Annotated in this window: 15 protein-coding genes; 6 read left to right on the top strand and 9 right to left on the bottom strand. The window is 44.8% G+C overall.

All coding sequences use genetic code 11. The annotated features are described in order from the left end of the window. Nucleotides 1-4 precede the first annotated feature (4 nt). Entirely contained in the window at nucleotides 5-2707 is a 2703-nt protein-coding gene (locus AC5EF3_RS12885; protein ID WP_493548326.1) for a nitrate reductase, read from the top strand. Beyond that, nucleotides 2704-3477 (top strand): uroporphyrinogen-III C-methyltransferase, encoded by a 774-nt coding sequence (gene cobA / locus AC5EF3_RS12880; RefSeq protein ID WP_493548325.1) that lies wholly within the window; start codon nucleotides 2704-2706, stop codon nucleotides 3475-3477. The genes AC5EF3_RS12885 and cobA overlap by 4 nt, the downstream gene beginning before the upstream one ends. Here cobA and AC5EF3_RS12875 read toward each other — a convergent pair. The 5 genes from AC5EF3_RS12875 to AC5EF3_RS12855 form a co-directional block, all read right to left on the bottom strand. Continuing rightward, complete coding sequence (locus tag AC5EF3_RS12875) at nucleotides 3474-4754, bottom strand: CmpA/NrtA family ABC transporter substrate-binding protein (RefSeq protein WP_493548324.1); 1281 nt, start codon at nucleotides 4752-4754, stop codon at nucleotides 3474-3476. The genes cobA and AC5EF3_RS12875 overlap by 4 nt on opposite strands. Nucleotides 4755-4773: 19 nt before the next feature. Next, the gene (locus AC5EF3_RS12870) at nucleotides 4774-5424 is read right to left on the bottom strand and encodes an ANTAR domain-containing response regulator (RefSeq protein WP_233356698.1); all 651 of its coding nucleotides are present in this window, start codon (nucleotides 5422-5424) and stop codon (nucleotides 4774-4776) included. After that, entirely contained in the window at nucleotides 5408-6661 is a 1254-nt protein-coding gene (locus AC5EF3_RS12865; RefSeq protein WP_493548323.1) for an alginate export family protein, read from the bottom strand. Before AC5EF3_RS12865 ends, AC5EF3_RS12870 begins: the two co-directional genes overlap by 17 nt. A gap of 325 nt (nucleotides 6662-6986) precedes the next feature. Beyond that, nucleotides 6987-7733: a FadR/GntR family transcriptional regulator gene (locus AC5EF3_RS12860; protein ID WP_015828597.1), complete on the bottom strand. Its 747-nt coding sequence runs from the start codon at nucleotides 7731-7733 to the stop codon at nucleotides 6987-6989. 117 nt (nucleotides 7734-7850) lie between these two features. Next, the gene (locus AC5EF3_RS12855) at nucleotides 7851-10880 is read right to left on the bottom strand and encodes a TonB-dependent receptor (RefSeq protein WP_493548322.1); all 3030 of its coding nucleotides are present in this window, start codon (nucleotides 10878-10880) and stop codon (nucleotides 7851-7853) included. A 306-nt stretch (nucleotides 10881-11186) separates the two neighbouring features. Here AC5EF3_RS12855 and AC5EF3_RS12850 point away from each other — a divergent pair, with 306 nt between their 5' ends. From AC5EF3_RS12850 to AC5EF3_RS12835, 4 genes are read left to right on the top strand one after another with little or no spacing between them, the layout of a single operon-like run. Continuing rightward, nucleotides 11187-13397, top strand: coding sequence for a polysaccharide lyase 6 family protein (locus tag AC5EF3_RS12850; RefSeq protein ID WP_493548321.1), 2211 nt, complete (start codon nucleotides 11187-11189; stop codon nucleotides 13395-13397). Continuing rightward, nucleotides 13398-15599, top strand: a complete 2202-nt coding sequence (locus tag AC5EF3_RS12845) for a heparinase II/III domain-containing protein (RefSeq protein WP_493548320.1) — start codon at nucleotides 13398-13400, stop codon at nucleotides 15597-15599. Nucleotides 15600-15638: 39 nt separating this feature from the next. Further along, complete coding sequence (locus tag AC5EF3_RS12840) at nucleotides 15639-16949, top strand: MFS transporter (protein ID WP_015828593.1); 1311 nt, start codon at nucleotides 15639-15641, stop codon at nucleotides 16947-16949. 39 nt (nucleotides 16950-16988) lie between these two features. Beyond that, on the top strand, nucleotides 16989-17741 hold the full coding sequence (locus AC5EF3_RS12835; RefSeq protein WP_015828592.1) for an SDR family NAD(P)-dependent oxidoreductase: 753 nt from the start codon (nucleotides 16989-16991) through the stop codon (nucleotides 17739-17741). A gap of 159 nt (nucleotides 17742-17900) precedes the next feature. Here AC5EF3_RS12835 and AC5EF3_RS12830 read toward each other — a convergent pair whose 3' ends face one another. From AC5EF3_RS12830 to AC5EF3_RS12815, 4 genes are all read right to left on the bottom strand, one after another. Next, nucleotides 17901-21422, bottom strand: a complete 3522-nt coding sequence (locus AC5EF3_RS12830) for an autotransporter domain-containing protein (RefSeq protein ID WP_493548319.1) — start codon at nucleotides 21420-21422, stop codon at nucleotides 17901-17903. Between the two features lie 103 nt (nucleotides 21423-21525). Then, nucleotides 21526-23031: a UxaA family hydrolase gene (locus AC5EF3_RS12825; protein ID WP_493548318.1), complete on the bottom strand. Its 1506-nt coding sequence runs from the start codon at nucleotides 23029-23031 to the stop codon at nucleotides 21526-21528. After that, nucleotides 23028-24446 (bottom strand): glucuronate isomerase, encoded by a 1419-nt coding sequence (gene uxaC, locus AC5EF3_RS12820; RefSeq protein ID WP_493548317.1) that lies wholly within the window; start codon nucleotides 24444-24446, stop codon nucleotides 23028-23030. The genes AC5EF3_RS12825 and uxaC overlap by 4 nt, the downstream gene beginning before the upstream one ends. Before the next feature lies 1 nt (nucleotide 24447). Further along, nucleotides 24448-25188 carry a FadR/GntR family transcriptional regulator gene (locus AC5EF3_RS12815; protein WP_493548316.1) on the bottom strand — a complete coding sequence of 247 codons (741 nt, stop codon included), beginning with the start codon at nucleotides 25186-25188 and terminating at the stop codon, nucleotides 24448-24450. Nucleotides 25189-25311: the final 123 nt, after the last annotated feature.

Genomic DNA, 25311 nt, shown 5'->3' with positions numbered 1-25311 from the left:
ATAAGTGTCCCAATCAGAGTCCGAATTGAAATCTACAGCAACGACCTGTCCTTATTGCGGGGTTGGGTGTGGTGTTTTGGTGACGCCATCTGAAGATGGGCAAACTGCTCAAGTTAAGGGTGATCCTGATCATCCTTCTAACTTTGGTAAATTGTGCTCAAAAGGATCTGCATTGGGTGAAACCCTGACGCATGAAGAACGTTTGTTGGATCCTGTTGTTTATGGACAAAAGTCAGACTGGAATTCTGCACTTGATCTAGTCGCGGGTAGATTTTTGCAAACTATCGCCGAGCATGGTCCAGATAGTGTCGCGTTTTATGTGTCTGGACAATGTCTGACTGAAGATTACTACATCGCCAATAAGATGATGAAGGGATTTATTGGTTCTGCCAATATTGATACCAATTCGCGGCTTTGCATGGCCTCATCTGTGGCGGGCCATAAACGGGCATTTGGGGCAGACACAGTTCCGGGTTGTTATGAAGATTTAGATCACACGGATCTGGTTATTCTTGTCGGTTCAAATTTTGCCTGGTGCCATCCGGTTTTGCACCAAAGGCTTCTCGCAGCAAAAGAACAGCGCGGCACCAGAATAGTCACAATAGATCCACGCCAGACCGCAACTAGCGACGCAGCAGATCTGCACTTACCCATCAAACCCGGTGCAGATGTGGCGCTATTTAACGCATTATTTGTACACCTTTCTAACTCCACCGCCTTTGATAAATCTTATGTGGATGCGTTCACAGATGGCCTTGAAGAGGCGCTGAAAGTGGCTTCTGAGCTCGCAATTGAAGAGGTTGCGGTTGAGACAGGGCTATCCATTGAGCAATTAGTGACTTTTTTCGATCTTGTGATGCAGACCGAAAAAACGATGACAATCTATTCCCAAGGGGTGAACCAATCCTCCACTGGAACAGATAAGGTCAATGCGATTATCAACGGACATCTGGCAACCGGACGCATTGGTCGCGCAGGCATGGGGCCATTTTCAATTACGGGACAACCCAATGCTATGGGCGGACGCGAAGTTGGTGGTTTAGCCAATCAACTCGCCTGTCATATGGATTTTGACGCTGAAAGTTTAGATAAGGTCCAGCGTTTCTGGGACGCACCTAATCTGGCGCAGGGGCCGGGTCTTAAAGCTGTCGACATGTTCGATGCGATCGCAGATGGCAAGATCAAAGCGTTGTGGGTTATGGCAACCAATCCGGCAGTTTCGATGCCCAACGCAGATAAAGTGCGTCGTGCGATTGAAAATTGTCCTTTCGTTGTTGTGTCGGATATTGTGGAGACAAGTGACACGGTAAAACTGGCACACGTTAAATTACCTGCGACGGGGTGGGGTGAAAAAAGCGGAACAGTTACAAACTCTGAGCGCAGAATTTCTCGTCAACGTAGCTTTTTGAAACCTGCTGGCAATGCGCGACATGATTGGGATATCATGTGTGATATTGCACGCCGGATGGGCTTTGAAGGTTTTGCGTTTGATAATCCATCCGATATTTTTAAAGAATATGCGCAGATGTCAGCATTTGAAAACAATGGCACGCGTGATTTTGACATCGGGCATTTTGATGAGATTACGACAAATCAATATGATGATTTAACGCCGTTTCAGTGGCCTTTGCCAAAGAATGAAACGCAGGCTAGGGCCAAACGCTTTTTTGAAAGCGGCAATTTTTATACTGCCAACAAACGGGCTAAATTCGTATCGACGCCTGTTAAAGCACCTGCATCAAAACCGAATGCAGAGTTTGAGTTTGTATTGAATACTGGGCGTATTCGCGATCATTGGCATACAATGACGCGGACGGGGAAAACGCAGCGTTTATCCACCCACATTGCAGAGCCATTTGTTGAAATAAATTCAAGGGATGCTTTAAAGCTTGGCCTTGTCGATTCTGATATTGCAATTGTTAAAAGCAAATGGGGCAGTGCGCATTTGCGTGTACTCGTTACAGACCGATTGGCAGATGGTTCGGCGTTCGCACCCATGCATTGGACACGGAGATATGCCTCCAAAGGATGTGTAGACGCTATCACTAGTTCTAATTTTGATAAGGTTTCTGGCCAGCCAGAAATGAAATATACACCTGTTTATATTGAAAAATTTAAACTTGATTGGTGGGCGTATGCAGTGATTTCAGAAGAGCCATCTCCTGAAATTCTGGCGAAGTTTTCATACTGGGCATTAGCGCGTCGTAATGATGGGTGGAGTGTAGAACTTGCGGGAGACAATTCTATTTGGGATTATAAAACCTTAATGGAAGAATTGCTGCAGGTTGACCCACAAGATGAAGAATTGTCCTTTGTGGATACCAAAACTGGCAATATGCGTCGTTGTGTTTTCTCGGATAACCTATTGAAAGGGTTTGCAATTCTCTCAACACAGGGAAGTGTGGAAGCGGACCGCGCTTGGTTAGGACAAAATATAGGCAAAAAGCTCGATGACACCGTTAGATTGCGTCTTCTAGCTGGTCGTCCACCAGCCGGAGAGGTTAGTGGTAAAGTTATCTGTGCATGTATGGGGGTTGGTGCAGGTGAAATTGAGGCGGCTATAAAAACTGGGGCTGAAACGGTCGCAGAAGTTGGAAAAGTTACGTGTGCAGGAACAAATTGTGGGTCTTGCAAACCTGAAATTTCCGTACTGATTTCTGAATATATGCATGCGTCTAAATTGGATCAAATGGAAGCGGCAGAATGAAAAACGACAATGACTGCAATCGCTTAAACGGCAAGTTGACTCTGATCGGATGTGGACCAGGGGCTGCCGATCTATTGACTTTACGTGCTGTATCCAGAATCCAAAATTCGGATTTAGTTTTGTATGATAGGTTGGTTAGCTCGGAAGTGCTCGATCTGATACCGGCAGATGTTGAAAGCTGTTATGTCGGGAAAGAAGCTGGTGATGGGGGGGGGCAGCAGGCTGATCTGAATCGCACAATTCAGGAAAATGTTGCCAAAGGTCGACATGTTTCTCGGCTAAAGTCCGGCGACCCCATGATATTTGGCCGTGCTGCAGAGGAAATTGCCGCGGCGTCAGTCGTTGGTGCTGAAATTGAAATTGTTCCCGGCGTGACCGCTGCTTTGGCAGCAGCTTCAGAAGCAGTGATTACCGTGACTGAGCGCGCAGAATTGCAGAGTTTTGTTGTTACCACAGGGAGAACGGCCGAGGTTGACTCGGTGCCGGATTGGGCAAAAATCGTGAAGCCGGGTGTTTGTGTTGCTTTCTATATGGGGGTTGCGCAAGCTTGGAAGATTCAATCAACGCTTATGGCTGCCGGTGTACCTGCTGATGCCCCCGCTGATTGGATTGAGCGAGCGGGGCAACCGCAAATGAGATCTGTAAAAACAGTTTTGGGTCGCCTTGCACACGATACAAAAGAGCAAGGCGTTAAAAACCCTGCAATTTTGCTTATCCGTTATCCATATAGTCTTTGCAATGCAGCGAGCCTGCAGGCCACTTTAGCTTAATTTATTTGGATTTCTATATCTGGTTTAATAGCTTCAGAAGTACGGCTGACAGATGAATTTGAGAAGCCACTTAAGTAAGAATTAATTTCAGCTGGATTGAAAACACGTCCATCAATAAACTGGTTGGCTCCCATGGCTATGGGTTGTGTTGCTTCCTTTAAGACCCACGCATGCTCTTGTGCTCCTTCGACTTTTTCGTTGATCATAGGAGCTGCGATATTCAGTTCGGCTGCTGCTTTACGGTAAATTTCTGGCTGAAATGCTGAAGAGGCTGCCGCGTCAAATTCCACATCATCTGCGAGTTGTCCCCATCGCACCATTTGCGTTAAAATCCATTTCGCTTGGGATATCCAAGGGAAGTTTGCTGCATAACGATGAAAGACATTGAAATCTGGCATATCTTGACGAAGATTGCCGCCTGTCTGCCTATTTTTGCCTGTCAGAGAGCTGACGATCTCATCCAAGGGTGCATCTACATACTCAGCGGATGCGATCATTTGTGCGGCAGTTAAACGATTATTGGGGCTGTCCACCCAGACGGCGGCTTCTAGAAGTGCCTTGATCAATGCAAGGTGAATATCTTCGTGTTGATTGGCCCAGCTGTGACGCACTGCTAGCACTTTTTCTATATGCCCTGACCATATTTCTGAAGAGGTGATGAGTGTGTGACCCAGCCCTGCAAGGACTGCAGTATTATTCCATGGTTCGCCGACACAATAGCCGTCGATTTGTCCTGCACGTAGGCTATCAACCATTTGAGATGGAGGAATAACAACAAGTTCAACATCTTGATCTGGATCAATGCCAGCGGAAGCTAGCCAGTATTTTAGAATATAGGCATGCATGGAATAGTGGTAGACATGGGCAAAAACAAGCTTTGGCTGACCTGTTGCTTTTCTAACATCTACCACATGCTTCAGCCCATGCGCGCTTAAGGGGCGGCGTAACATTGTATCTGGAGAAATATGTTGCATGCTCTGGAAAAGAGCATTGGAGACGGTGATTGCATTGCCATTTAAGTTAAATGCAAAACTACTCGTGAATATTTCTGGGTAAGGGCTGATGCCAGCTGCTGAAGCAACGACCATGGGTGCAAGCATGTTTGCAGCATCTATGACTTTATTCGCTAGACCATCACGCATAGCTGCCCAAGATTTATAGCGCTTAAGCGTGACGTTCAGATTGTATTTTTCAAATAATCCGCGCTCTTTGGCGACGGTGAGAACAGCGCAGTCTGAGAGGCGAGCAAAACCTATAGCTAAATTATGTTGGTTCATCGTGGTCATCCTTTTGCGACTACCCTTCGAGCAAGCCAAGAATAGAAATCACATTTTCCGCAATATCTTTCATTGGACTACCGCGCTCCTGAGACATGGTTCTCATTGCAGCAAAGGCCTCATCTTCGGTCATGCCGCGTTTATGCATGAGCATGCCTTTTGCTTTTTCGATCACCTTGCGAGCGGCGAGGTCGTCTTTGGTTTTTTTGAGTTCTGTGCGTAAACCGTCCATGACTTTAAAGCGTGCAATAGCGACATCTATGACAGGCTTCACGCGCTTGGGCGTCAAGCCATCCACAACATATGCGCTTACACCTGCATCAATTGCTTGCTGAAAGCCAGACGGGTTTTCTTCTTCAACGAACATAACGATAGGTTTGGGATTATTTTGAGCAACTGTTCTAAGACTTTCGATAGAGTCTCTACCTGGTGAATAACAATCCACAATGATGACATCGGGTTGTATCTCAGCAATGAGGTCCAGTAGGGCGCGCCCGTGAACCTGATTTGCTGTGTGAACAATTGCTGCATCACTAAGCCCTTGCTCCACAAGTGCGGCGCGTTCAGGAAGGTCGTCTATGAGCAAAACACGCAAAGGCGCAGCAGCAAGTGAATCCTGCTGGCCTTTGTTTGCTATGGCTTGATCGATTTGTTTAGAATGCGAAGTCAATTGAGGCCCATATTTTTGAAGTATCGGTGGAGAAATCATTTGCGTTGTAGTCGGAGTATTTCAGTGTGAGTGCGTGAGAACCCAGTTTTGCAGAGGCAACGAAGTTTAGTTCGGATCCGTAATCTGCTGAACCTGTTTCTGCTGAAAAATCATGATACAAGGCTAGGAATTTGAGACCTTTTAAAGGGCCGGCATCGCCAAGTGTATATCCGATTTTTGCGTATAGATCTTCAATACCATTTGTTGGGGTGACAAGGAATTTGTCATTCCAACCTTGGAATTTGTGCAATGTTGCAAAAGGTGTATTGAACGCTCGTTGGTCGTCACCGCTAAGAACTTCATACCCAGCCCCAAAAACAAATCCTTGAATACCGTACGCAGCGTCTAACAGGTAATAGTCAGCGGAATAATCTAGATTTGATGAGCCATAATCTTCTTGCTGGGCATAAGAAAAAGCGTAGCTTAATTTGCCGGCACCGGCGTCTTTCTTACCAGCTAAACGTGCTCCGACAGTTTGAGATGAGGCTGCGCTGGCTTCATCAGCATCTATCAAATAGGCAAAACCTGTCAGGTTGCCCAATGGTGTTGGGTGAGAGGCGTTGATGAGGTAGCTATCGCCAGTCCAGTGACCATTCGTTGGGTGCTCGTCGCCAAATATACGATTGACGCGGGTTACATAAGCAGCATCAAGTTTTAGCTTTCCGATACTTTCATTTGTCACACGAAGTGCATCGAATGTTTGTTCATTCTGACGCCATCCCACATTTCCAACAAATCTGGCATCATCCATAATAATGCGCTGGCGACCTAGAACAATTGTCGTATCAGGTAGGGATTTGTTCGTTAATTGTAGGCGGTTGAGTTCCGTCACATTTGGGTCGGCTACGACAGGGTAGGTGCCTTTGCCATTTGTTGTTGAATTAAAATCATCAACCAAGTCACCGATGTGCTCAAAATCAATGAGGAAAGATGTGTTTTTGTAGCTGCCTGTTTCTAAACCCGCACGAATTCTATAAGTGAGTGCATCGGCGCTGTTATCGACGCCATCTTGGTCGACGCCTTCATATCTCAGACGGAAGTTAAACAGCGCTTTTGATGCGCTTAAGGCTTCTTTAATTGTGGCAGGAGGTGCAGCTTCTGCCTCCTCAGCATATGCTAGGCCTGAAATAGACGAAGTCATGATAGTTCCAGCTAGAAGGCTTGTTGTCAGAAGGTTGAGTTTACCGATATTTTTCATAGTCGTTTCTCGTCATTTATGCTCGGACTTTCAAAGAAAGCCAGCAAAGGAGGAAGAAGTGAGAAAGAAGCCTGTAAATCAACAAATAGGTTGAAAAAGCAGAATTTCTTCTCGTTCGTTCACCCTGCTTCGGGATTAGACTCCGCCTTCTGCGACGAATGACGATTTAAATAGGCATAATAAAAACTTCTGCGTCAAAAGCTGTTATTGAACTGTGGGCAAAATAATCTGTTGGTGTTTATTTTGCCCAAGACTATAGCGAGAACGCCTAAATTTAATGCGTGCCGATAGCCAATTTAGACTGTTTTGAGTGGTCTTGAGCGAATTATCTGTGCAGTGCAGATTTAAGGAATTGCTCGCGCTCAGATGAGATTTTGCGCCTTGCTTCTTCTATTGCTTGCTGTTCGGATGCGTCCAATAGAGCAGATAGTAAGCGCGTGAAGTGGGTGCGCATAGCGTTTCGTGCGCCTTCCGCATCTCTGTTCTTTAGGTTTTTAAAAATTTCCATGTGTTCTTCAGCGCGGTGTCCTGAATCGACGACACAAACTGCTGAATAGACTTTTTTGACAGCTTCAATTTCGGTGCGCATACGCCACAAGTTTTCCATGAAAAACATATTGGCTTCGTTGCGTGTGGCCTTGGTAATAAGTAAGTGAAAGTTTCTATCGGCTTCTTCGCCATCTGATGAGTTGCCGTCAGCCACGCTCATGAGGTTGAGCGTTTCTTCCAATTCTGCTAGCTGGGCATCTGTAATCATTGTCGCTGCTAGTGCGGCACATTCTGATTCAAACAAAAGCCGAGTTTGAGTAAGTTCAAATGCACTGACGGTTGGAAGTGCCCCAGTGGGTGTGTTTGTTTTTTCTAGAACATATACGCCTGAACCGACACGAATATCTACACGGCCTAATGCTTCCAGTGCGATTTCAGCTTCTCGCACGACAACACGGCTGACTCCAAATTGAGTCGCTAATTCTCTTTCACCTGGAAGGCGTGTGCCAGGAGGGTATTGCCCTGAAGCAATAAGCGCTAAAATATTATTCGCAACTTTTTGATAGAGTCTTTGGTCGGCCATTTAGATTCAATTTCTTGAGACTATAAGCTTCGGAATGAGAGCTTGAATTGACATGTTAACCAATTTGTCATGCCAATTCAAGCAGCTTCATTTATTAGAAAATCTAGAAAATGAATTCTAGAATTTTCCTTTGATTCCGAAGAATACACGAGGGCCGTAATAGTTTACCTCACCCAGGTTATCATTGGTGAAGAAGTATTGCTCTTTAGGTGCGTTAAACAGATTGATACCTGACACTGTAAGAGACAGATTTTCTGTTAGATCATATGAAGCGCGAGCTTCCCACACACCAACATCACCAACATAACGCAAGCGTGTTCCATTGCTTGTGTATGGTTGGAAGTATTCACTGCGGTATTTGTAAATGAGTGAACTGTCGAATTTGCCTTTTTGGTAATAAATCTGTCCAGAAGCAACGACATCAGAGAAGCCAGGTACGTTACCTGGTTGAAGGATGCCGACATTTGTCTGAATTAGGTTACCATCGGCGTCTCTATAGCCGAGGTCACCATATAGACTGTCCTCAAATTCAAAGTCTGATTCAGCAAGGTTTAAGCTAACTTTGGCACCAAATCCGCTAAATAGACCTGGAAGATAGGAGAAGTTGTGAGATGCTGTTAGTTCAATACCGTAAAGAGCTGCAGTGTCTTCATTCGTGGCCGTTACGCTAACCGGTAAAGTAACAGTCGCGCCATCAATGATAAAGTCTTCGAGTACGGTTGAGTTTTCAAATCCGCCTGTGAAGTTTTTATAGTAGATACTGGCAGCCAGAATGGAGTCATCATTTGGATACCATTCAGCAGCAATATCATAATTCCAAGACATTAATGGTTGGAAATTTGGGTTACCGGAACCTTCAACTGAAATCAGTTCTTCTATAGTTGTTGGTGCATCTTCTTCGTTGTTTTCGTTGAAATCACGACCGAATGTCATATTGCCGGGGTCAGCACGTGACATACCTCTAAATAATCCGGCACGTAGCAGAATGTCGTCACGAAGCTCTAGTGTTCCGTTAAAGCTCGGCAGGAACTCAGTGTACTCACCTTTACCGAATAGAACGACTGCATCACCATCTGTTTCAAGTGAAAGTGTGCCATCAACTGGGTTTGTGATTACCGCTACAGGCGTACGATTACCAAGAGATTTGACTTTAGTATCAACGACGCGAAGACCAAAATTACCACTGAAAGGCTTGCCTGCTAGAGACGTGTCATAGTTGGCCATAACGTAACCAGCCAGAGTTGTTTCTAAGACGTTGGTGTTGTCTAGACTGTCTGGGTCACTGTCAGGGTAGACAAGTGATGTTTCACCATTTTCAGCAAGGATGTAGTCAACTAGACATTGATTGTCGAAGACAGCCCAAGTGTTTGTTGTACTTACAACATTTCCGTCACTATCGATTTGAGTTACCAAAGCGTCAGAGGCGCTGGATAAGAAACCGCTTTCCGCAAAACCAGTCTCACAAGGTACGCTGGATGAATCAAAGTCACTGGCATTGTATTCGTCACGCGTGGCGGCATAACTTACATACTCTAGATCAGATAAGCGGAAACCAGTTTCAACTGATGTGATTGGTCCCATGCCTAAGTCATACTCTGCGTCAAAGCGAATAGCTTCAACAGTATTTCTGCGCTCTGCATCGCGGTCTACGCGAAGGCGAACACCATCTGTGTAGTTTGAAATGTCTGTGACATCAAAATCTTGCACTGTGTAGTTTACAAAGCCATCGCCATCACGTGCCCAGCTTAGGTTCTCACGACCGCCACTACCTGGACCACCCTGACTTGAGACACGAATAGACGCTTGAAGTTCGTCTCTTGTCGTCTCAGAGAAAGAATAATCAGCAGATATTGTGAGTTTGTCAGTCACATCAAACGAACCACTAAGGCCGTATCCTAGATACTCTTCTGTGCGTTCGTATATTTCTCCATTGGACTCGATGTCAGACTGAGTTGTTATGGATTGTACAACACCATTGTCTTGGAATATTAGGCTGTCTAATGTGTCGCCGGCAACGCTACGTTTCATGTTTGAGAAATTCAGGTCGTGACGATCTTCGTTCTGAACACGTTCGGACCATTGTAGGTCTGCATTGATATCAAGACGATCATTTGGCTGCCATTGAAGGGCAGTGAAGAGTGAATCTCTTGTGTCGTGAGTGTCGTTCTGGCGGTATCCACGTGATGAACCAGCCCATGCATAGTCTAGACCGTCATCAACTGCCAAACCTGTTTCAGGGTCGATTGTTGTGTTGTAGCCATCATTATTGCTGGAGTTTGGTCCTTGGTCTTCACAGTCACCAGAGCTGCTAGCTGCATATCCGCGTGAGTCAGGGTCGGTTGCGTCAGCGATACAGGCAAAGAGAGATGTGCCTGATGGGCTAGATGAGCGCATTTCTTGTTCAGGTTGGGAAATATCACTGCGTTGACCACCAATAGAAAAACCAAGCTGGCCCAAGCCGCCTAGTTCAAATTGATCCACATAGCTTAGAGTGCCACGGTAACCAAGGTCGCCTGCCATTGTGTTGTCAATGTTTTGCTGGTCTGGATTGTAGTTTCCAGTCAAGTTAAATTGAACGCGGCGCTGATTGTAATCAAGAGGCTTTAGAGTTTCCAAAGCGATTAAACCAGCGACACCGCCTTCGATAAGGCTAGCATCTTGCGTTTTGTAGATGGCCAGCTTGTTCATAAGTTCAGAAGGGAATTGGGAGAAGTTTACAGAACGGTCCCCAGTCCCATTGGTCGCTACACGGCCATTAAATGTTGTTGCGCTCAGAAATGGACCTAAACCACGAATTGAGATTTCTGTTGCGCCGCCGTTTTCACGGTGAGATGCAGCACCTGTGATGGATTCGAGTGCTTCACCGATAGAAAGAGCTGGTAGGTCGCCAATATCCTTAGCTGATAGACCATCCACAATGCTTGAGTTTGTTCTTTTGAGATCGATTGTGTTTTGAATTGTTGCGCGTGAGCCGGTGACAACAATTGTGTCTAGTTTGTTGATGGCTTCTGCATCTTCTGCTGCCGATTCTTGAGCGAAGGCTGCTGGCACTGAAAAAGATAGTGCTGCTGATCCTAGAAGTGCGATTTTGATGAAGCTAGTTCTATTTTTTTTCGATGCATTCGAAATTACTGGATGGTTCGTCATGACGTAGACCTCTCCCTAAGATCATATTTTCCGTGAGCTGATTATTGTTATTACTCGCGCCCCAACATCGTGATGCTGACCTGTTTGTCAACCAATTGGAATACCTATTTAGGTTTATTGGTATAAAATAGAAGAATATATCAATTTAATGTAGTATAAATATCACATTATTGCTGATTTGGCTGTTTTTTAAGATGGGTGTGGAAAAAATATATATAATTGGTATGACGTTTTGGTTGACAAATTTGTGTGTAAATATAAGTTCATGTCATAAATACAAAAAAATACTCAGCGGGAGAAAGCACAATGAAAACTGGAGCGTTGCTTGTTTCAATAAGCGCCTTGGCGTTGGTCGCATGTTCTGCGCCTAAGCAGGAGAGTGCGGCTCTTGGTTCTGAAGTGGGTGCTTCAAATCAAGATCTTGCGCCGGTTCGGCGTATTCTTGTGCAGGACCAAGCTGAATATAAAGAAGCAGTGAAGAATGCTCAGCCGGGTGATATGATCGTTCTGGCGAATGGTGAGTGGAATGATTTTGATGCTGTGTTTAAAGGTGTTGGAACAGCTGAGGCTCCCATATGGTTGAGCGCAGAAACAGAAGGCAATGTCTTTCTAACAGGGCAATCTAGTTTGCGTTTAGGTGGTGAGCACCTGATCGTATCTGGATTGGTCTTCCGCAATGGTTACACACCCCGCAATGAAGTTATAAGTTTCCGAGTGGATAGCAAACTATTGGCGAATAATTCGCGTGTTTCACATACCGTTATCGATGATTTTAATAATCCAGATCGCTCACAGCGTGACATTTGGGTGGTGATGTATGGTAAAAATAACGAATTTGATCACAATCATTTGGCGGGTAAGCTTAATTCAGGCCCGACGATGGCAATTCGTTTGAACACTGAAGAAAGCCAAGAAAATAGCCATTTTGTTCACCACAATTATTTTGGACCACGCCCTGTTTTAGGCTCGAACGGTGGAGAAACTTTCCGCATTGGGACAAGCCACTATTCGCTAACAAATTCTAATTCACGTGTTGAGCACAATTATTTTGACCGCTGTAGTGGTGAAGTTGAAATTATTTCTAATAAATCGGGTGGAAATACATTTCGCAATAATACATTCTTTGAATCTCGCGGTACGTTGACACTTCGTCATGGTAACGGAAATCTGATCGAGAATAATTTATTTGATGGAAATGGTACACCTTACACCGGTGGTGTTCGTGTCATCAATGCGCAGCAAACTATCAAGAATAACTATTTCAAAGACCTAACGGGAAAACGTTTTTCTGGAGGGTTGGTTGTTATGAATGGTGTGCCAAATTCTCCGATTAACAGATATCACCAAGTGAATGGCGCAATGATTGAAGGCAATGTTTTTGAAAACATTGCTGCTATGGAACTCGGTGAGGGGAGCGACAATGAGCGCTCTGCCGTTCCGATTAATTCATCTTTTAAAAACAATACGATAATCAGTGATGATGGTGTTTCTCCGATCACGCTGCATGATGATATGAGTGGGATAGAATTTTCTGGAAACAAATCTAATCAAGCGCCTCCTGAGGCGATATCTTCTGGGTTTGAGGTTGAGCCAAATCTTAAGCAAAAAATAGATGCCTCAGAATATGGTGTTCCACGCGAAGCGACAGGCGTGTCGTGGTATCCCAAAGTAGGAACTGGTTCGCCATTTGATACCGGCAAAGATATTGCCGTTTCGCCGGATGAAAATGCAATCTCAAATGCAATCAAGACTGCAGAGGCAGGAGACCGGTTGGTACTTGCACCAGGTTCTTACAATGAAGCAAAAATCATTGAGCTTGATTTCCCAATTACTATTGTTGCTGAAGAAAATGGTAGCGTCGACCTTTCGTTTGAGCGCAAGAACATGTTCGTTCTTTCCGGCAAAGCAGGGTTGAAACTTAGTGGTGTGAACGTGTCTGGAGCAAGAGCACCAGATAATGTTGGCAATAGTTTCATCACCACGACATCAGTAGGTGGTGGAAGCAACCACACGCTTATCATTCAAAATTCCACATTCAGTGATTTTGTCGTCAATCGTAGCTTTGCTATTGTGAACGCATCAAAAGGTACGCTTTATCAAGATATAAAAATCATCAATTCAGATTTCTCAGACGTTTCAGGTTCTGTCGTGAAATTGGATGCAGAAACTGATGATTTTGGGATGTATAATGTTGAGTCTTTAGAGATTGAAAATTCTCATTTTTCCAATATCGCCGGGCCAGCTGTAATTGTGTACAGGGGTGGCCGTGATGAAAGTACTTTTGGGCCTCTTGTTAGTTTTAAAGGCTCTACTTTCACAAATGTAGGCACAGCTGGTGGGCCATCAGCCTTGTTACATGGTGCTCAGGTTCTGACGTTCGAAGGCAATAAAATCGAACAATCACAACCGTTTAAGTTTGTTGTTACAACTGGTAAACCAAAACCATTTTTGGAGGGTAATTCCCTCAATGGTGATGAGACTGCATCAGTTCTTAACATAGAGGACTTGCGTAAGTAGATGTCAGTTTTAACGTACAAAAAAATCAACAAATCAGTTGTTGCTCTTGGCATGGCAGCTTGCGTGCAAGGGTGTGTGTCTTTCGATAACAACACTAAATCAACGACACCTTTGGCCGTCACCGCAGAAGCAGTCGCACCAGTGTCAGGCACAGTTGAACAGTCAGCATTTAAACTACAAATGCAAAAGCTTGGCGACACCATTATCGCGCGTGCTGAAGCTGGTATTCCTGTTCCAGTTCCGGTTGATGCGGGTGGTGGACCTGTACATGAGCAGCACAAAGAAAACTATAAAACGATCTATGAAGCAGGCATGCTGTATGATTACACAGGCGACACTAAATACCGCGATATTGCACGCGATGTGTTGCTCGATTACGCTGATCTGTATCCCACTTTAGGATTGCACCCAGAGCATAAGCCTTCGACAGCTGGGCGTTTGTTCTGGCAGGGACTGAATGAAGCAGTTTGGCTCGTTTACTCCATTCAGGGGTATGAAGTCATTCGTGATGACGTTAGTCCAGAGGATCGTGAGAAAATCGAGCGGGGTGTATTGAACCCAATGGCCGATTTCTTGTCCGAGGGATCACCGCAAACTTTTGACCGCATCCACAATCATGGCACGTGGGCAGCCGCAGCTGTTGGTATGACTGGGTATGTGCTCGATCAGCCTGAGCGTGTGGAGAAGTCGCTTTACGGATTGAATCAAGATGGAGAAGCCGGCTTTCTCAAGCAGATGGATATCCTGTTTTCTCCAGATGGATATTACGCAGAAGGCCCATATTATCAGCGCTATGCTATGATGCCATTTTTGTTGTTCTCGCAAGCAATTCAGAAGAATGAGCCAGAGCGTGAAATATTCAACTATCGCGATGGCATCATCCTTAAAGCAATTTCGACGACTTTGCAGTTGAGTTATGCTGGCAAATTTTTCCCGCTCAATGATGCTATTCGCTCAAAGGGCTTGAATACGATCGAGTTGAAATATGGCGTTGCTATAGCATACGACCTTACAAAAGATCCTGCTTTCTTGGATATTGTGAAATATCAAGGTGATGTTGTGCCAACTCCAGAAGGAAAGAAAGTTCTGGACGATATTGAGGCGGGGCTCACCAAGCCATTCAATTTCAAATCTCAAATGTTTAGAGATGGTTCTAATGGTGAAGATGGCGCTCTGATTGTGCTTCGTTCAGGTGAAAAAACAAATGATTCAGCTGTCGTTCTAAAAGCAACGACGCAGGGGCTAGGTCATGGCCACTTCGATAAATTAGGTCTCCTATATAATGACAATGGTCAAGAAGTCGTCGCTGATTATGGTGCGTCTCGTTTCTTGAATATCGTTTCCAAATTTGGGGGACGCTATCTTCCTGAAAATGATTCTTGGGCAAAGCAAACAATCGCTCACAATACGCTGGCTGTTGACGAAGTCAGTCACTATGGCGGTGACTGGAGATTGTCGCAGAAATATAGCCCAGATGTATTGAAATATGGCGTTGTTAACGGTGTTCAAATTGCAGCGGCTGAAGTTGATACAGCTTATGATGGTGTGAACCTTCAGCGTGTAGTTGCGATGGTGCCCCGTGACGATGGGCAACAGCCTTATGTTATTGATATCATGCGTGGAATTAGTGATACGGATCACCAATATGATCTGCCCATGCACTATAAGGGTGATTTGATTAAGTCTCAGTTTCCTATTGAGTACGAAACATCCAGTTTAACGCCATTAGGAACTGATTTTGGTTATCAACACTTATGGAAAAGTGGAGAGACTGAGCAATTAGAAGGCCGTCAGGAAGTTTCGCTCTTCTTAGGGACTGCTTTTCAAACAGTTACGTTCGCGTCTGATACTCCATACAAAGCGATCTTTACTAAATTGGGAGCAAATGACCCTGATCACAATCTGAGGTCTGAAGAGGCAATGATCCTTCGTGCCAATTCAGATACGGTGAATTTCGTCACAGTTTATGAGCGAGATGGCTCGTATGACGCAGACAATGAAACAGCCGTTTTTAATGGGTCTACCATTTCTTCCATCGACATTGATCAAGTTGAGGATGTGGCTGTGTACAAATTGGTCACTCAAAATGACAAAACTATTCAGTTTTTGGTTGCGGATGACACGTCAAAAGACGCAGCGCATCAATTAGAGTTGGACGATCAGATCATAGAATGGAGCGGCCCAGTCCATGTGCTGCGATAACCCCATCATATTTAAAGGCTTTTTAGAGGAGGCTGCATCATGAAAATCTCCGGTTTAAGGTGGTGGGTCGTCGGGCTCGTCGCGATTGCAACAATTATCAATTATATCGACCGTGGTACGCTTGGTTATCTATGGCCAGACATGGCTAAAGAAATTTGGCCTGACAAAACTGTCGATGAAACTAAGCAATATTACGCGACAATCTCAGTTGTGTTTGTGTTCTCATACGCGCTTGGTCAGACGATTTTTGGAAAATTGTTCGATTGGATCGGGACACGTCTGGGCTTTGTGATTTCCATTGGAGTGTGGTCGCTAGCGACAGCCGCCCATGCCTTCGCGAATAGTGTTCTATCGTTTAGTATTTTTCGTGGTATTCTTGGTGCTGCGGAAGCAGGAAACTGGCCCGGTGCTACCAAAGCAAATGCTGAATGGTTTCCCGTGAATGAGCGCGCTCTCGCGCAAGGAATTTTTAATTCAGGCGCGGCAATTGGTGGAATTATATCACCACTCATTATTGCCTTTCTATCCGTTCATTTTAGCTGGCATGTTATCTTTATTTTGGTAGGTGCTGTCGGTTTTGTTTGGCTGATTCCGTGGTGGATTTTAATGAAAGCCGGACCTGATGAGCACCCTTGGATAACTCCAGAAGAACGCGAATTTATTCTCACAGGTCAACGTGTAAAACCTGATGAGGTGACAGGTGAGGTTGCTGAGGAGTATAATCCGGGCACAGCTGAAATGCTCTCTCGAAGACAGAGTTGGGGTGCTATTCTCTCTGCGGCTTTCCTTGACCCTATCTGGTGGTTGTTCGTTTTCTGGATACCTATCTATCTGAACGAAAAATTTGGATTTAACGTCAAGGAAATCGGACTATACGCTTGGGTGCCTTATGTAGGTGCCATGTTTGGAGCATGGTTTGGTGGGCTTTTAGCACAGAACCGCTTGAATTCCGGTTGGTCAGTCAACGCGACTCGCAAGCTCACAATCACACTTGGTGGCTTGATCATGCTTCCGGCTTTATTGGCAATGTCTGTTGCTGTGACGCCGGTGTTAGCTGTGATGTTGATGGCAACCATTCTGTTCGGTTTTCAAACTGCTGTTGGTAATATTCAGACACTTCCAAGCGATTTGTTTGGCGGCAAATCAGTTGGCTCTCTGTCTGGTTATGCGGGGACCGCGGCAAAGCTGGGAGCAGCAGCTCTCACCTATTTGGTCCCTTGGCTTACACAGGGCGGAAATTATGCGCCTGCATTCCTTATTGGAGCAACGTTAGCAATTTTAAGCATGGCTAGTGTTTGGCTGCTGTGTGGAAAAATTGAACCGCTTAAGCCTCGCTCAAAAACCCAATAATTCATTTTTTAAAAATCCCTAAAGTAAAAGGACTTCCCCATGAGACTTCAAAACAAAGTAGCTATTGTAACTGGTGGTGCGCGTGACATTGGTCGCAGTATCTCGCTTAAATTGGCTAAAGAAGGCGCAAAGGTTGCGATCAATTATTTCGATAGTGAAGAAGAGGGAAAAGCAACATTAGAAGCAGTACAAGCTGCTGGTGGTGAAGCAATCCTCGTTCAAGGTGACATGACCAAAGCCGAAGATGTTGCTAATTTTGTCGCCAAAACGCAAGAAGCTTTTGGAAATGAAATCAACGTGCTTGTAAACGTGGTCGGTGGTCTAGTTGCACGTAAACCACTTGCTGAAATGGACGAGGATTTTGTAAATCTCGTTATGCGCTTGAACTTCAATTCTACGTTCTTGATGACAAAAGCAGTTTCACCTCACATGCCTAAAGGTGGCTCAATTGTGAATTTTGCATCACAAGCTGCTCGCGATGGTGGCGGTGGCGGCGCTTGGGCGTACGCAGCTTCCAAAGGCGCGGTCATGACTTTCACACGCTCAATGGCCAAAGAATTTGGTCCACGTGGCATTCGAGTGAATGCGCTTGATCCTGGTCTGATTTCAACAACATTCCACGATACATTCTCTAAGAATGAAGTTCGTGAAAAAGTTGCGGGTATGACAGCGCTTGGTCGCGAAGGACACCCTGATGAGGTCGCGGATGTCGTGGCTTACCTTGCGTCTGATGAGTCATCTTTCGTCAATGGCGTAAACCTAGATGTGAATGGTGGTTTGGCTTTCTCGTAAAGTCGTCCCGGGCTACCGTCCTTACTAAAAGCCTGCCTCGTTTGGGGCAGGCTATTTTTTGTTTTGTCAACACAAACTCAAACGAGCAAATGTAAGAACAGCCTCCTTCAGTCAACGCAACAATTGAGAGTTTATGGTCTTTTACATTGATTGGGCGGTCTAGAATTTAAATCTGAGAGATGCAGCTCCGCTATAGATAGAGGCACCTTCGGAAAGTTCGGCGTTTGCTGAAAGCCTGAAAGACGCGAAATCACCAATTCCCACAAGAGAAACTCCAGTTGAAAATGCTTGTTCGAATATTTCATCGGAATAAACATTGAAAGCTGAATCATACCCAACGAAATTTGCTACAGCATCGTAGTTTGTAGAAGACAATGTGTCCCTTAATCCAAGATCTACGGCAGCATGCCAGCCATTTAATGAGGAATTGCTTTGTTGGTTTTCACTTAAGTCGAAAGAATTCCTGCCTGAATTTGAGGGCCAAAATACCCCAAGGGAGACACCTGCTGATCCGGTTAGTTTGTCCGACTCTGATTCTGAGAATGCAAAGTTAAATCCGTTGCTCGCCGTTTCCTCATATGCATCCTGATTTAAGCTAATATAGCTTGCGCCGATATGAGGCGTTACACGAAGCCATCCCAGTTTTTGTGGGCTGGATATCTGGGTTGAATAAGCTTGTGTGAGTCCGCTCCAATCACCTTCAATGTCTGAATTGAAGCCTTCAAAGCTGACCTCTCGTTCGCTTTTAAAGTTAGTCTGACCAATTTGAGCAGACATTTGCAGATCAGCAAATCCAATGCGTTCTGCGATATAAAAACCAAGTGCAAAATTGGTCGAAGATGTTTCATTAAATGCAGAAGTTGTTGTTTCGTATTTCTCGTCATTAATAGAGAAAGTAAGACCCATTGAATCTATAAATCCGATGCGTCGATCAACACCAGCCGTAAAGCCAAAACCTCGTCCACTATAAGCATTTACGTTTTCACTAGCATCTACAGTGGTCTGAGACACAAGTTCTTGCAGCCAAAACCCATTAGAGGAGTTTGAGGAGTCTCGCAAAAGCGCCATTCTCTCGCTCACCATTGAGTTTAGTGTATTGGTGTGTGCATCAAGATGACGTAGGGCTACATCGGAATGTTGAGGCAGGATGGATTCATATGCTTCAAGGAAGTTTGTCTCGTCAGTAATTTTCACAAATTCCGAGCCAGCATTTTGCTGATTGCTAATCATCTCGATGAACGGCGCAAATGTGCGATCTTGCTGAGCGTCCAAACCTAAATCTTCTGAAGTCTTCTGAGAAAATTGAAGAGAAATCGACTGGTTCCCATCGGCCTCTTGGTCGAGAATGTATTCGGCATTGTAAAGCCATGAAAGGCCTGAGGTATCAAGTGAAATACTATCTATATCTACATCTATAGAGGGGGCGGATAGAATAGTTCTAGAAAAATCTCCACCCACAAAATTCGTGAATTGAGAGCTCAGAGTTACTGAATCTCCAACAATGGCTGTGTTGGTGGCTGTAATGTATGGGGTGTCTATATGCTCTGAGTTTGAAATTATTACACCCAGCGTGCTTGCGCCCGTAATATTGAGGGAGTCGAGCGTAATTGGAGAATCTTGAGAGATATAAATGGTGGATGTATCAATAATCAGGTCGATATTATCACTGTCTAAAAGTGACCCGGAAAAGTAGGAATTGTTTTGAAAAACAGCAGATCCAGAATTGTTGTAGAAGTTCAGGTTTCCAAAATATTGTCCTTGTGTGGCTTGGAAATTGAAGCCTTCGCTTTCAAAGTGCACATCGCCTGTGTAAGTGGCATCTGATAGATAAAAATTGGCTGTTCCACTTCCAAAATATGTGTCTCCGGCGACAGTTCCATCTTGAATGTCTAGCGTATCATTGCCGGCTCCAAAAAGAATGTCTCCATATATGGACGGCGAGGTAGAATTTGTATTTCCTTGAACAATTGTCACGCCTTGTGAGGCTGTATGCTGGCTTACGTCTATTGCGATTGTGCGGCCTGTAAATTCCGAAATCTTGTTGTCATTATCGTCATATTCGTCATCGTCGGAATCATCGTCTACATAGTATGAAGAAATGTACCCATTATTGAAAATGGAGGTTAGAGTCCCCGAGTGATCAAGTATAGCAGTTGAATATCCAGTATCATCGGTGATTTTTGCAGTAATATACCCTGTGTTTTCGATAGTTTCGAGATTGGCTCCATTGCCAATTTGAATTGCAATGGAATGGCTTCCGCTGGAGCCGGTACTATTGGATATGATGCTTCCATCATTTGTAATTGACGATATTATTGCACCTTGTCCTAAATTCACTGTAGTTGCATTTGCTTCAAATGCAGTGGTGCTCATGGTTCCTGAGTTCAGTATTCCATTTGTAATGATTGTGTTGAGGTTGCCATCCGCGCTTCCAGATATTTCAAGTGCGGTCGCGGAAAAGCCAACATTCTGACCATCTGCGTATATGGTTCCCAGATTTACTAGCCCTTGATCAAAATTGAAGGTTGCAAGCACTTCATTAGTGTCTTCGTCTTCGTCGTCATCAAGGGTGTCTCGTACTGTCTCAACAACAGAACCCAGCACAAGATCTGAACTTGAGCCAATGATTAAGTCAGGTGTAATTTGAAGAGCAGGGGATGAGCCATATGTTGAAATATAACCAGTGCCGCGATTTTCATTGTAATCATCAATGGTATCTTTTGTTTCGTCATCATCAGCGGCTATCCCATCATCCACATAATCGTGGTATCCATTTATAAGAAGACCATTCGCAATGCTTCCGCCGATGCTGACGCTGGAAGCGCTATTGAACAGGTCATCATTATCTAAACGATCTTCCAATGCAGCAGTATCGTCATCGATATCGTCAGGACCAATATAATTGGATGAAGTTGTGCTGGTGAATCCTGTCGAAGTGATTGTGTTTTCTAGAGTGAGGTTCCCAGTAATATCTCCTGCTATGGAAATAGCTGATGCATTTTCACCATTGGCTGTGACACCTCCGCTCACACGAACATTTCCGTTTACATCATTTTGTATGTCTAATGCCGTTGAATTTGCACCATATACTGATATCGACCCATCTTGTATGTAATTGCCATTCAAGCCTGACTGCAATGTGACCGCTGTAGAGTTGTTGCCTTCCACGTAAATACTTGAACCCGACTGCAATATGATATCACCAGTGTTGATGCCGCCACTTTCCAGAAATATTCCGTGTCTATTTGTTCCTTCAGCAATTAGTCCGTCGAGGTCATCATCATCATCAGTGTCGGTTCTTGCGTAATCTTCTATAAGATTGATTGCACCTGAAAGGTTGATGGTTGAAGAAAGGTTTGGGTTTATTTTGACGCCGACATTATTGTCTGAGTTTTCTAAAGTGATGTCTCCGTCAATTGTAACGTTATTTGAAGAGTTTACGGTAACCGCGACTTGGTCATCTACACCGTCCCACTCGATCGATCCATCATCTGTAATCGTTAGATCACTTGCTGACCCATTGTTTAAGGTTGCTGTTTCAACGGGTGTGCTTGTCGAGGCGCTAATTTCTTGTCCCAAAGCTAAAGGGGAGCAAGTTGAGTAGAGGATAGTCAAGAAAACGAGGGGGGAGGTTCTCTTTATATTTTTTCGTACAAAAATAGCGGGAGCGGTCATGATCATTACTATACCTTGGCTGTTACACCCGTATTAAACGATCATGACCTGAAAACCTGTCGATGGTATTTGTGATAGTTTGTAACTATATGATTTTAAATAATTTAAATTATATGGTTGCACCGATTTGCCAAGGTACAAATTCCATGTCACCGAAACCAAATTCTTCAGATTTAGATTGGTGCCCAGATGCTGTATCTAGGATAAGTTGGAATATTCTGGCTCCAACATCTTCAACACTTTCGGTCCCCATTGCGACTTGGCCGGCATCAACATCAATGTCTTCATCCATATAGGTAGCAAGGTTTGAGTTTGAAGCGATTTTTAGGCTAGGAACAGGTTTTGCCCCGAAGACAGAACCACGACCTGTTGTGAAGCAAATCATATTTGCGCCAGAGGCTATCTCACCTGTAACAGAACAAGGGTCATATCCTGGAGAATCCATGAAGACTAACCCTTTTTGTTTAATGATTTCAGCATATTGGTATACGCCGCATAGAGGAGAAGAGCCGGATTTAGCGACAGCACCAAGTGATTTTTCGAGGATTGTTGTTAAGCCGCCGGCTAAGTTTCCCGGAGAGGGGTTATTGTTTAATTCCTGCTTGTTGCGGGCGACATAATCCTCCCACCATGCAATACGTTCTAGTAGATCTTGCGAGACAGTTTCTGTCTCTGCGCGGTTCAGCAGGAGTTCTTCAGCACCATAAATCTCAGGTGTTTCTGCCAGTATGGCTGTTCCGCCTTGGCGAACAAGCATATCCACTGCGACCCCCAATGAGGGGTTGGCTGTGACACCCGATAATGCATCGGAACCTCCACATTGAAGCCCAAGTGAAAGATGGGACGCGCTGACTTCAGATCGTCTGGCTTTGTTTGCCTCTTCCATCATGTTTTCAACAATTTCTAACCCTTGAGAAATAGCATGGCGTGTGCCGCCAACTTGTTGAATTTGTAGTGTTTTGAGACGATCACTTTCAGTTAGGCTTTGTTTTTCTAGTAGCACACTTAGCTGATTAGCTTCACAGCCTAGCCCTATAATGAGGACAGCTGAAAAATTCGCATGTTGTGCAAATCCAGCAATGGTTCGACGTAGGTTATCTGTGCCTTCCCCAGAAGAGGATGTTCCACAGCCTGTCGTGTGAGTTAGGGCCACAACACCATCCACATTAGGGTAGTTTGCTAGCTGTGTTTTGGCTTGTTCAGCAATTTGTCTCGCAACAGTCGCCGCGCAGTTTACCGTTGTTAGAATGCCAATGTAATTGCGTGTTCCAACACTTCCATCTGCTCGGACATAGCCTTGGAAAGTGGCTTTCGTTTCAGGAGGGGAGGACTGCCATTTACTGGAAGCGGAGTTTGCATTTTCTTTTCGTTCTGCGGTTATGTTGTGGATGTGAACGTGCTCACCGCGCTGAATATTTGTCGATGCGGTGCCGATATGTTGTCCAAATTTTAAAACAGAGTCACCAGTTTTTATGTCTTTAGTGGCGACTTTGTGTCCACTTTTTATCGCGTTTATTGCGAGTATGTCGTCAAGAATTGTGTCGCCAGTGTCAATGTCGGCACGCGCTATGCCGACATTGTCTCTTTCGTGAAGAATGATGATTGGAGTCTTCATAATTTATAGGCTTTTTTCGGCAGATTGTATGTGAGGTCCTTAGCGATTTCGGCTGCTTCAGTTTCGTCCAATCTGTGATCGGCGACGAGTTTTGCCAACCAGCCACAATCCATGCGGCGGGCAACATCATGACGTGCTGGAATTGAGAGGAAGGCGCGCGTGTCATCATTGAAACCAACAGTGTTGTAGAAACCAGCAGTTTCTGTTGTTTTCTCACGGAAGCGGCGCATACCTTCAGGGCTGTCGTGGAACCACCATGGAGGTCCAAGTTTTAAAGCAGGATAATGACCAGCCATTGTAGCGAGTTCTCTGCTGTAATTATCTTCGTCTAGAGTGAAGAGAATAACAGTTAGAGACGGCTCATTTCCAACAGCATCTAGCAATGGTTTTAAAGCGCGTGTGTATTCTGTCTGCACAGGAATATCCGCACCTTTATCCCGCCCAAATTGTTCGAATACCGATTGGTTATGGTTACGGCAGCTTCCTGCATGTATCTGCATTGTCATGCCGTCATCCAAGCTCATGCGGGCCATTTCAGTTAGCATTTGACCACGAAATAATTCAGCATCTTGGGCTGAGCAATTGCCTTTGATGACACGGTTGAAAAGAGCTTCAGCATCTTGAGGGGACAGATTTGCGGTCGTTGCCGTTTCAAATCCGTGATCGCTTGCTGTTGCTCCACCGACATTTCTAAAATATTCGCGGCGGCTGCGGTGAGCATTTAGATATCCAGCCCAGTCGGTTGTGTCTTCATTTGTGAGTTTTCCAAATGCTTCAACATTATCAAGAAAGCCTTCAAATTCAGGGTCGATCACACTGTCTGGACGATAGGTAGTAATGACGCGACCATCCCAACCAGATTCTGAGATTTTCTTATGGTGACGTAAATCGTCCAATGCACCTTCTGTTGTAGAAAGTAGCTCTATATTGAATTTCTTATAGAGTGCTCTTGGGCGAAATTCTGGTGAGTTTAGTTTCTCAGCCATAACATCATAATAAAGATCGGATGTTTCTGCATCCAGCATGACGTCCAATTTGAAGACTTCGGCAAACACCCAGTCCAACCATGTTCTAGAAGGTGTACCGCGAAATAAATGATAGTTCTCGGCGAGTAATCTCCAAATGGTGCGGCCGTCTGTTTCCGTGGGGGAGCCATCTATTGTTGGAACGCCAAGTTTTGATAGCGCAATGCCCTGAGAGTAAAGCATTCTGAAGACATAGTGATCAGGCGTAATCAGCAATTGGGCTGGGTTAGGAAAGGCTTCATCATCAGCAAACCAGCTCGGGTCTGTGTGCCCGTGAGGGGAGATAATTGGCAAATCAGCGACTGACTTATAAAGATTACGCGCAATATCGCGTTCTTTTGAGTCGGCTGGAAACAATCTGTCGGGATTTAGTTTCAATGGCTTTGTCATTTTAATTCGTCTCTGATTTAGGAGGTTCAATTTTTTGTGTGTTTAGATTGGGCGTAGGAGCCGAGCTGTCTATGTCGGTTGAGTCTAAGAACGCGCTTTTGACCCAGACAAGATGACTTTGCATTGCTGCATAGGCACCGCGTGGATCTTTGCGTTCTAGGGCTTTGAGTATTTCTTCATGATGCCAGATGACTGGCTTAATACCGTTTTTTCTGGCTTTATCTCTGGTGCTAAGGAGAAGGGGACTTTCTGAGCGTAGACTCCACAGGTGTGCAACTGTTGATTCTAAAGCTGAGTTTCCAGATGCGCGTGCGATCGTGAGGTGAAATTCACGGTCTGCTAATTCATCATCGGTTTGGGTTTGGTTTTCTATCGACATATCATCAAGAATTTGTCTGAGGCGTTCCAACTCAATTTCGGAAATACGACTAGCGGCTAGATAAGCGGCTTCACTTTCAACAAAAATACGCACATCCAAAAGTTCAAAAGGGCCGACATTTTGTGAGTCTGGTCCTAAATCGCTTATGGCTTGCTTTGCGATGACAGTCGCACCTGCGCCAGTTTTAATTGAAATAAGTCCTAGAATTTCCAGATAAAGAAGTGCTTCTCTTACAATTGTTCTGGATACATTGAAGCGCTCGACAAGGACTCGTTCAGACGGCAGACGCTCATTGAGCTGAAAGACACCGGTAGCAATCTCATATTGTAACTCTTGAGCTATTTGTTGGTAGAGCCGGGCCATATGCTTGTGTGAACTCCATTTTCCTTATGAATAACTGGGATGATTCCCCGCATATTAAGTGTCAAAACAACTCTGCCAGTCGTGGAGTGGGATGTTTCTACCTGTTGGACCAATTTGTCAATG

The sequence above is a fragment of the Hirschia sp. genome, from assembly GCF_058892565.1.
The sequence above is the reverse complement of the archived record's forward strand: the minus strand, read 5'-3'. Positions and strand labels throughout refer to the sequence as shown.

What these genes read in the sequence shown, in the direction of transcription:
- cobA (WP_493548325.1), top strand. Translation starts at nt 2,704, where the DNA reads ATGAAAAACGACAATGACTGCAATCGCTTAAACGGCAAGTTGACTCTG.
- AC5EF3_RS12875 (WP_493548324.1), bottom strand. Translation starts at nt 4,754, where the DNA reads ATGAACCAACATAATTTAGCTATAGGTTTTGCTCGCCTCTCAGACTGC.
- AC5EF3_RS12865 (WP_493548323.1), bottom strand. Translation starts at nt 6,661, where the DNA reads ATGAAAAATATCGGTAAACTCAACCTTCTGACAACAAGCCTTCTAGCT.
- AC5EF3_RS12860 (WP_015828597.1), bottom strand. Translation starts at nt 7,733, where the DNA reads ATGGCCGACCAAAGACTCTATCAAAAAGTTGCGAATAATATTTTAGCG.
- AC5EF3_RS12855 (WP_493548322.1), bottom strand. Translation starts at nt 10,880, where the DNA reads ATGACGAACCATCCAGTAATTTCGAATGCATCGAAAAAAAATAGAACT.
- AC5EF3_RS12850 (WP_493548321.1), top strand. Translation starts at nt 11,187, where the DNA reads ATGAAAACTGGAGCGTTGCTTGTTTCAATAAGCGCCTTGGCGTTGGTC.
- AC5EF3_RS12845 (WP_493548320.1), top strand. Translation starts at nt 13,398, where the DNA reads ATGTCAGTTTTAACGTACAAAAAAATCAACAAATCAGTTGTTGCTCTT.
- AC5EF3_RS12840 (WP_015828593.1), top strand. Translation starts at nt 15,639, where the DNA reads ATGAAAATCTCCGGTTTAAGGTGGTGGGTCGTCGGGCTCGTCGCGATT.
- AC5EF3_RS12835 (WP_015828592.1), top strand. Translation starts at nt 16,989, where the DNA reads ATGAGACTTCAAAACAAAGTAGCTATTGTAACTGGTGGTGCGCGTGAC.
- AC5EF3_RS12830 (WP_493548319.1), bottom strand. Translation starts at nt 21,422, where the DNA reads ATGATCATGACCGCTCCCGCTATTTTTGTACGAAAAAATATAAAGAGA.
- AC5EF3_RS12825 (WP_493548318.1), bottom strand. Translation starts at nt 23,031, where the DNA reads ATGAAGACTCCAATCATCATTCTTCACGAAAGAGACAATGTCGGCATA.
- uxaC (WP_493548317.1), bottom strand. Translation starts at nt 24,446, where the DNA reads ATGACAAAGCCATTGAAACTAAATCCCGACAGATTGTTTCCAGCCGAC.
- AC5EF3_RS12815 (WP_493548316.1), bottom strand. Translation starts at nt 25,188, where the DNA reads ATGGCCCGGCTCTACCAACAAATAGCTCAAGAGTTACAATATGAGATT.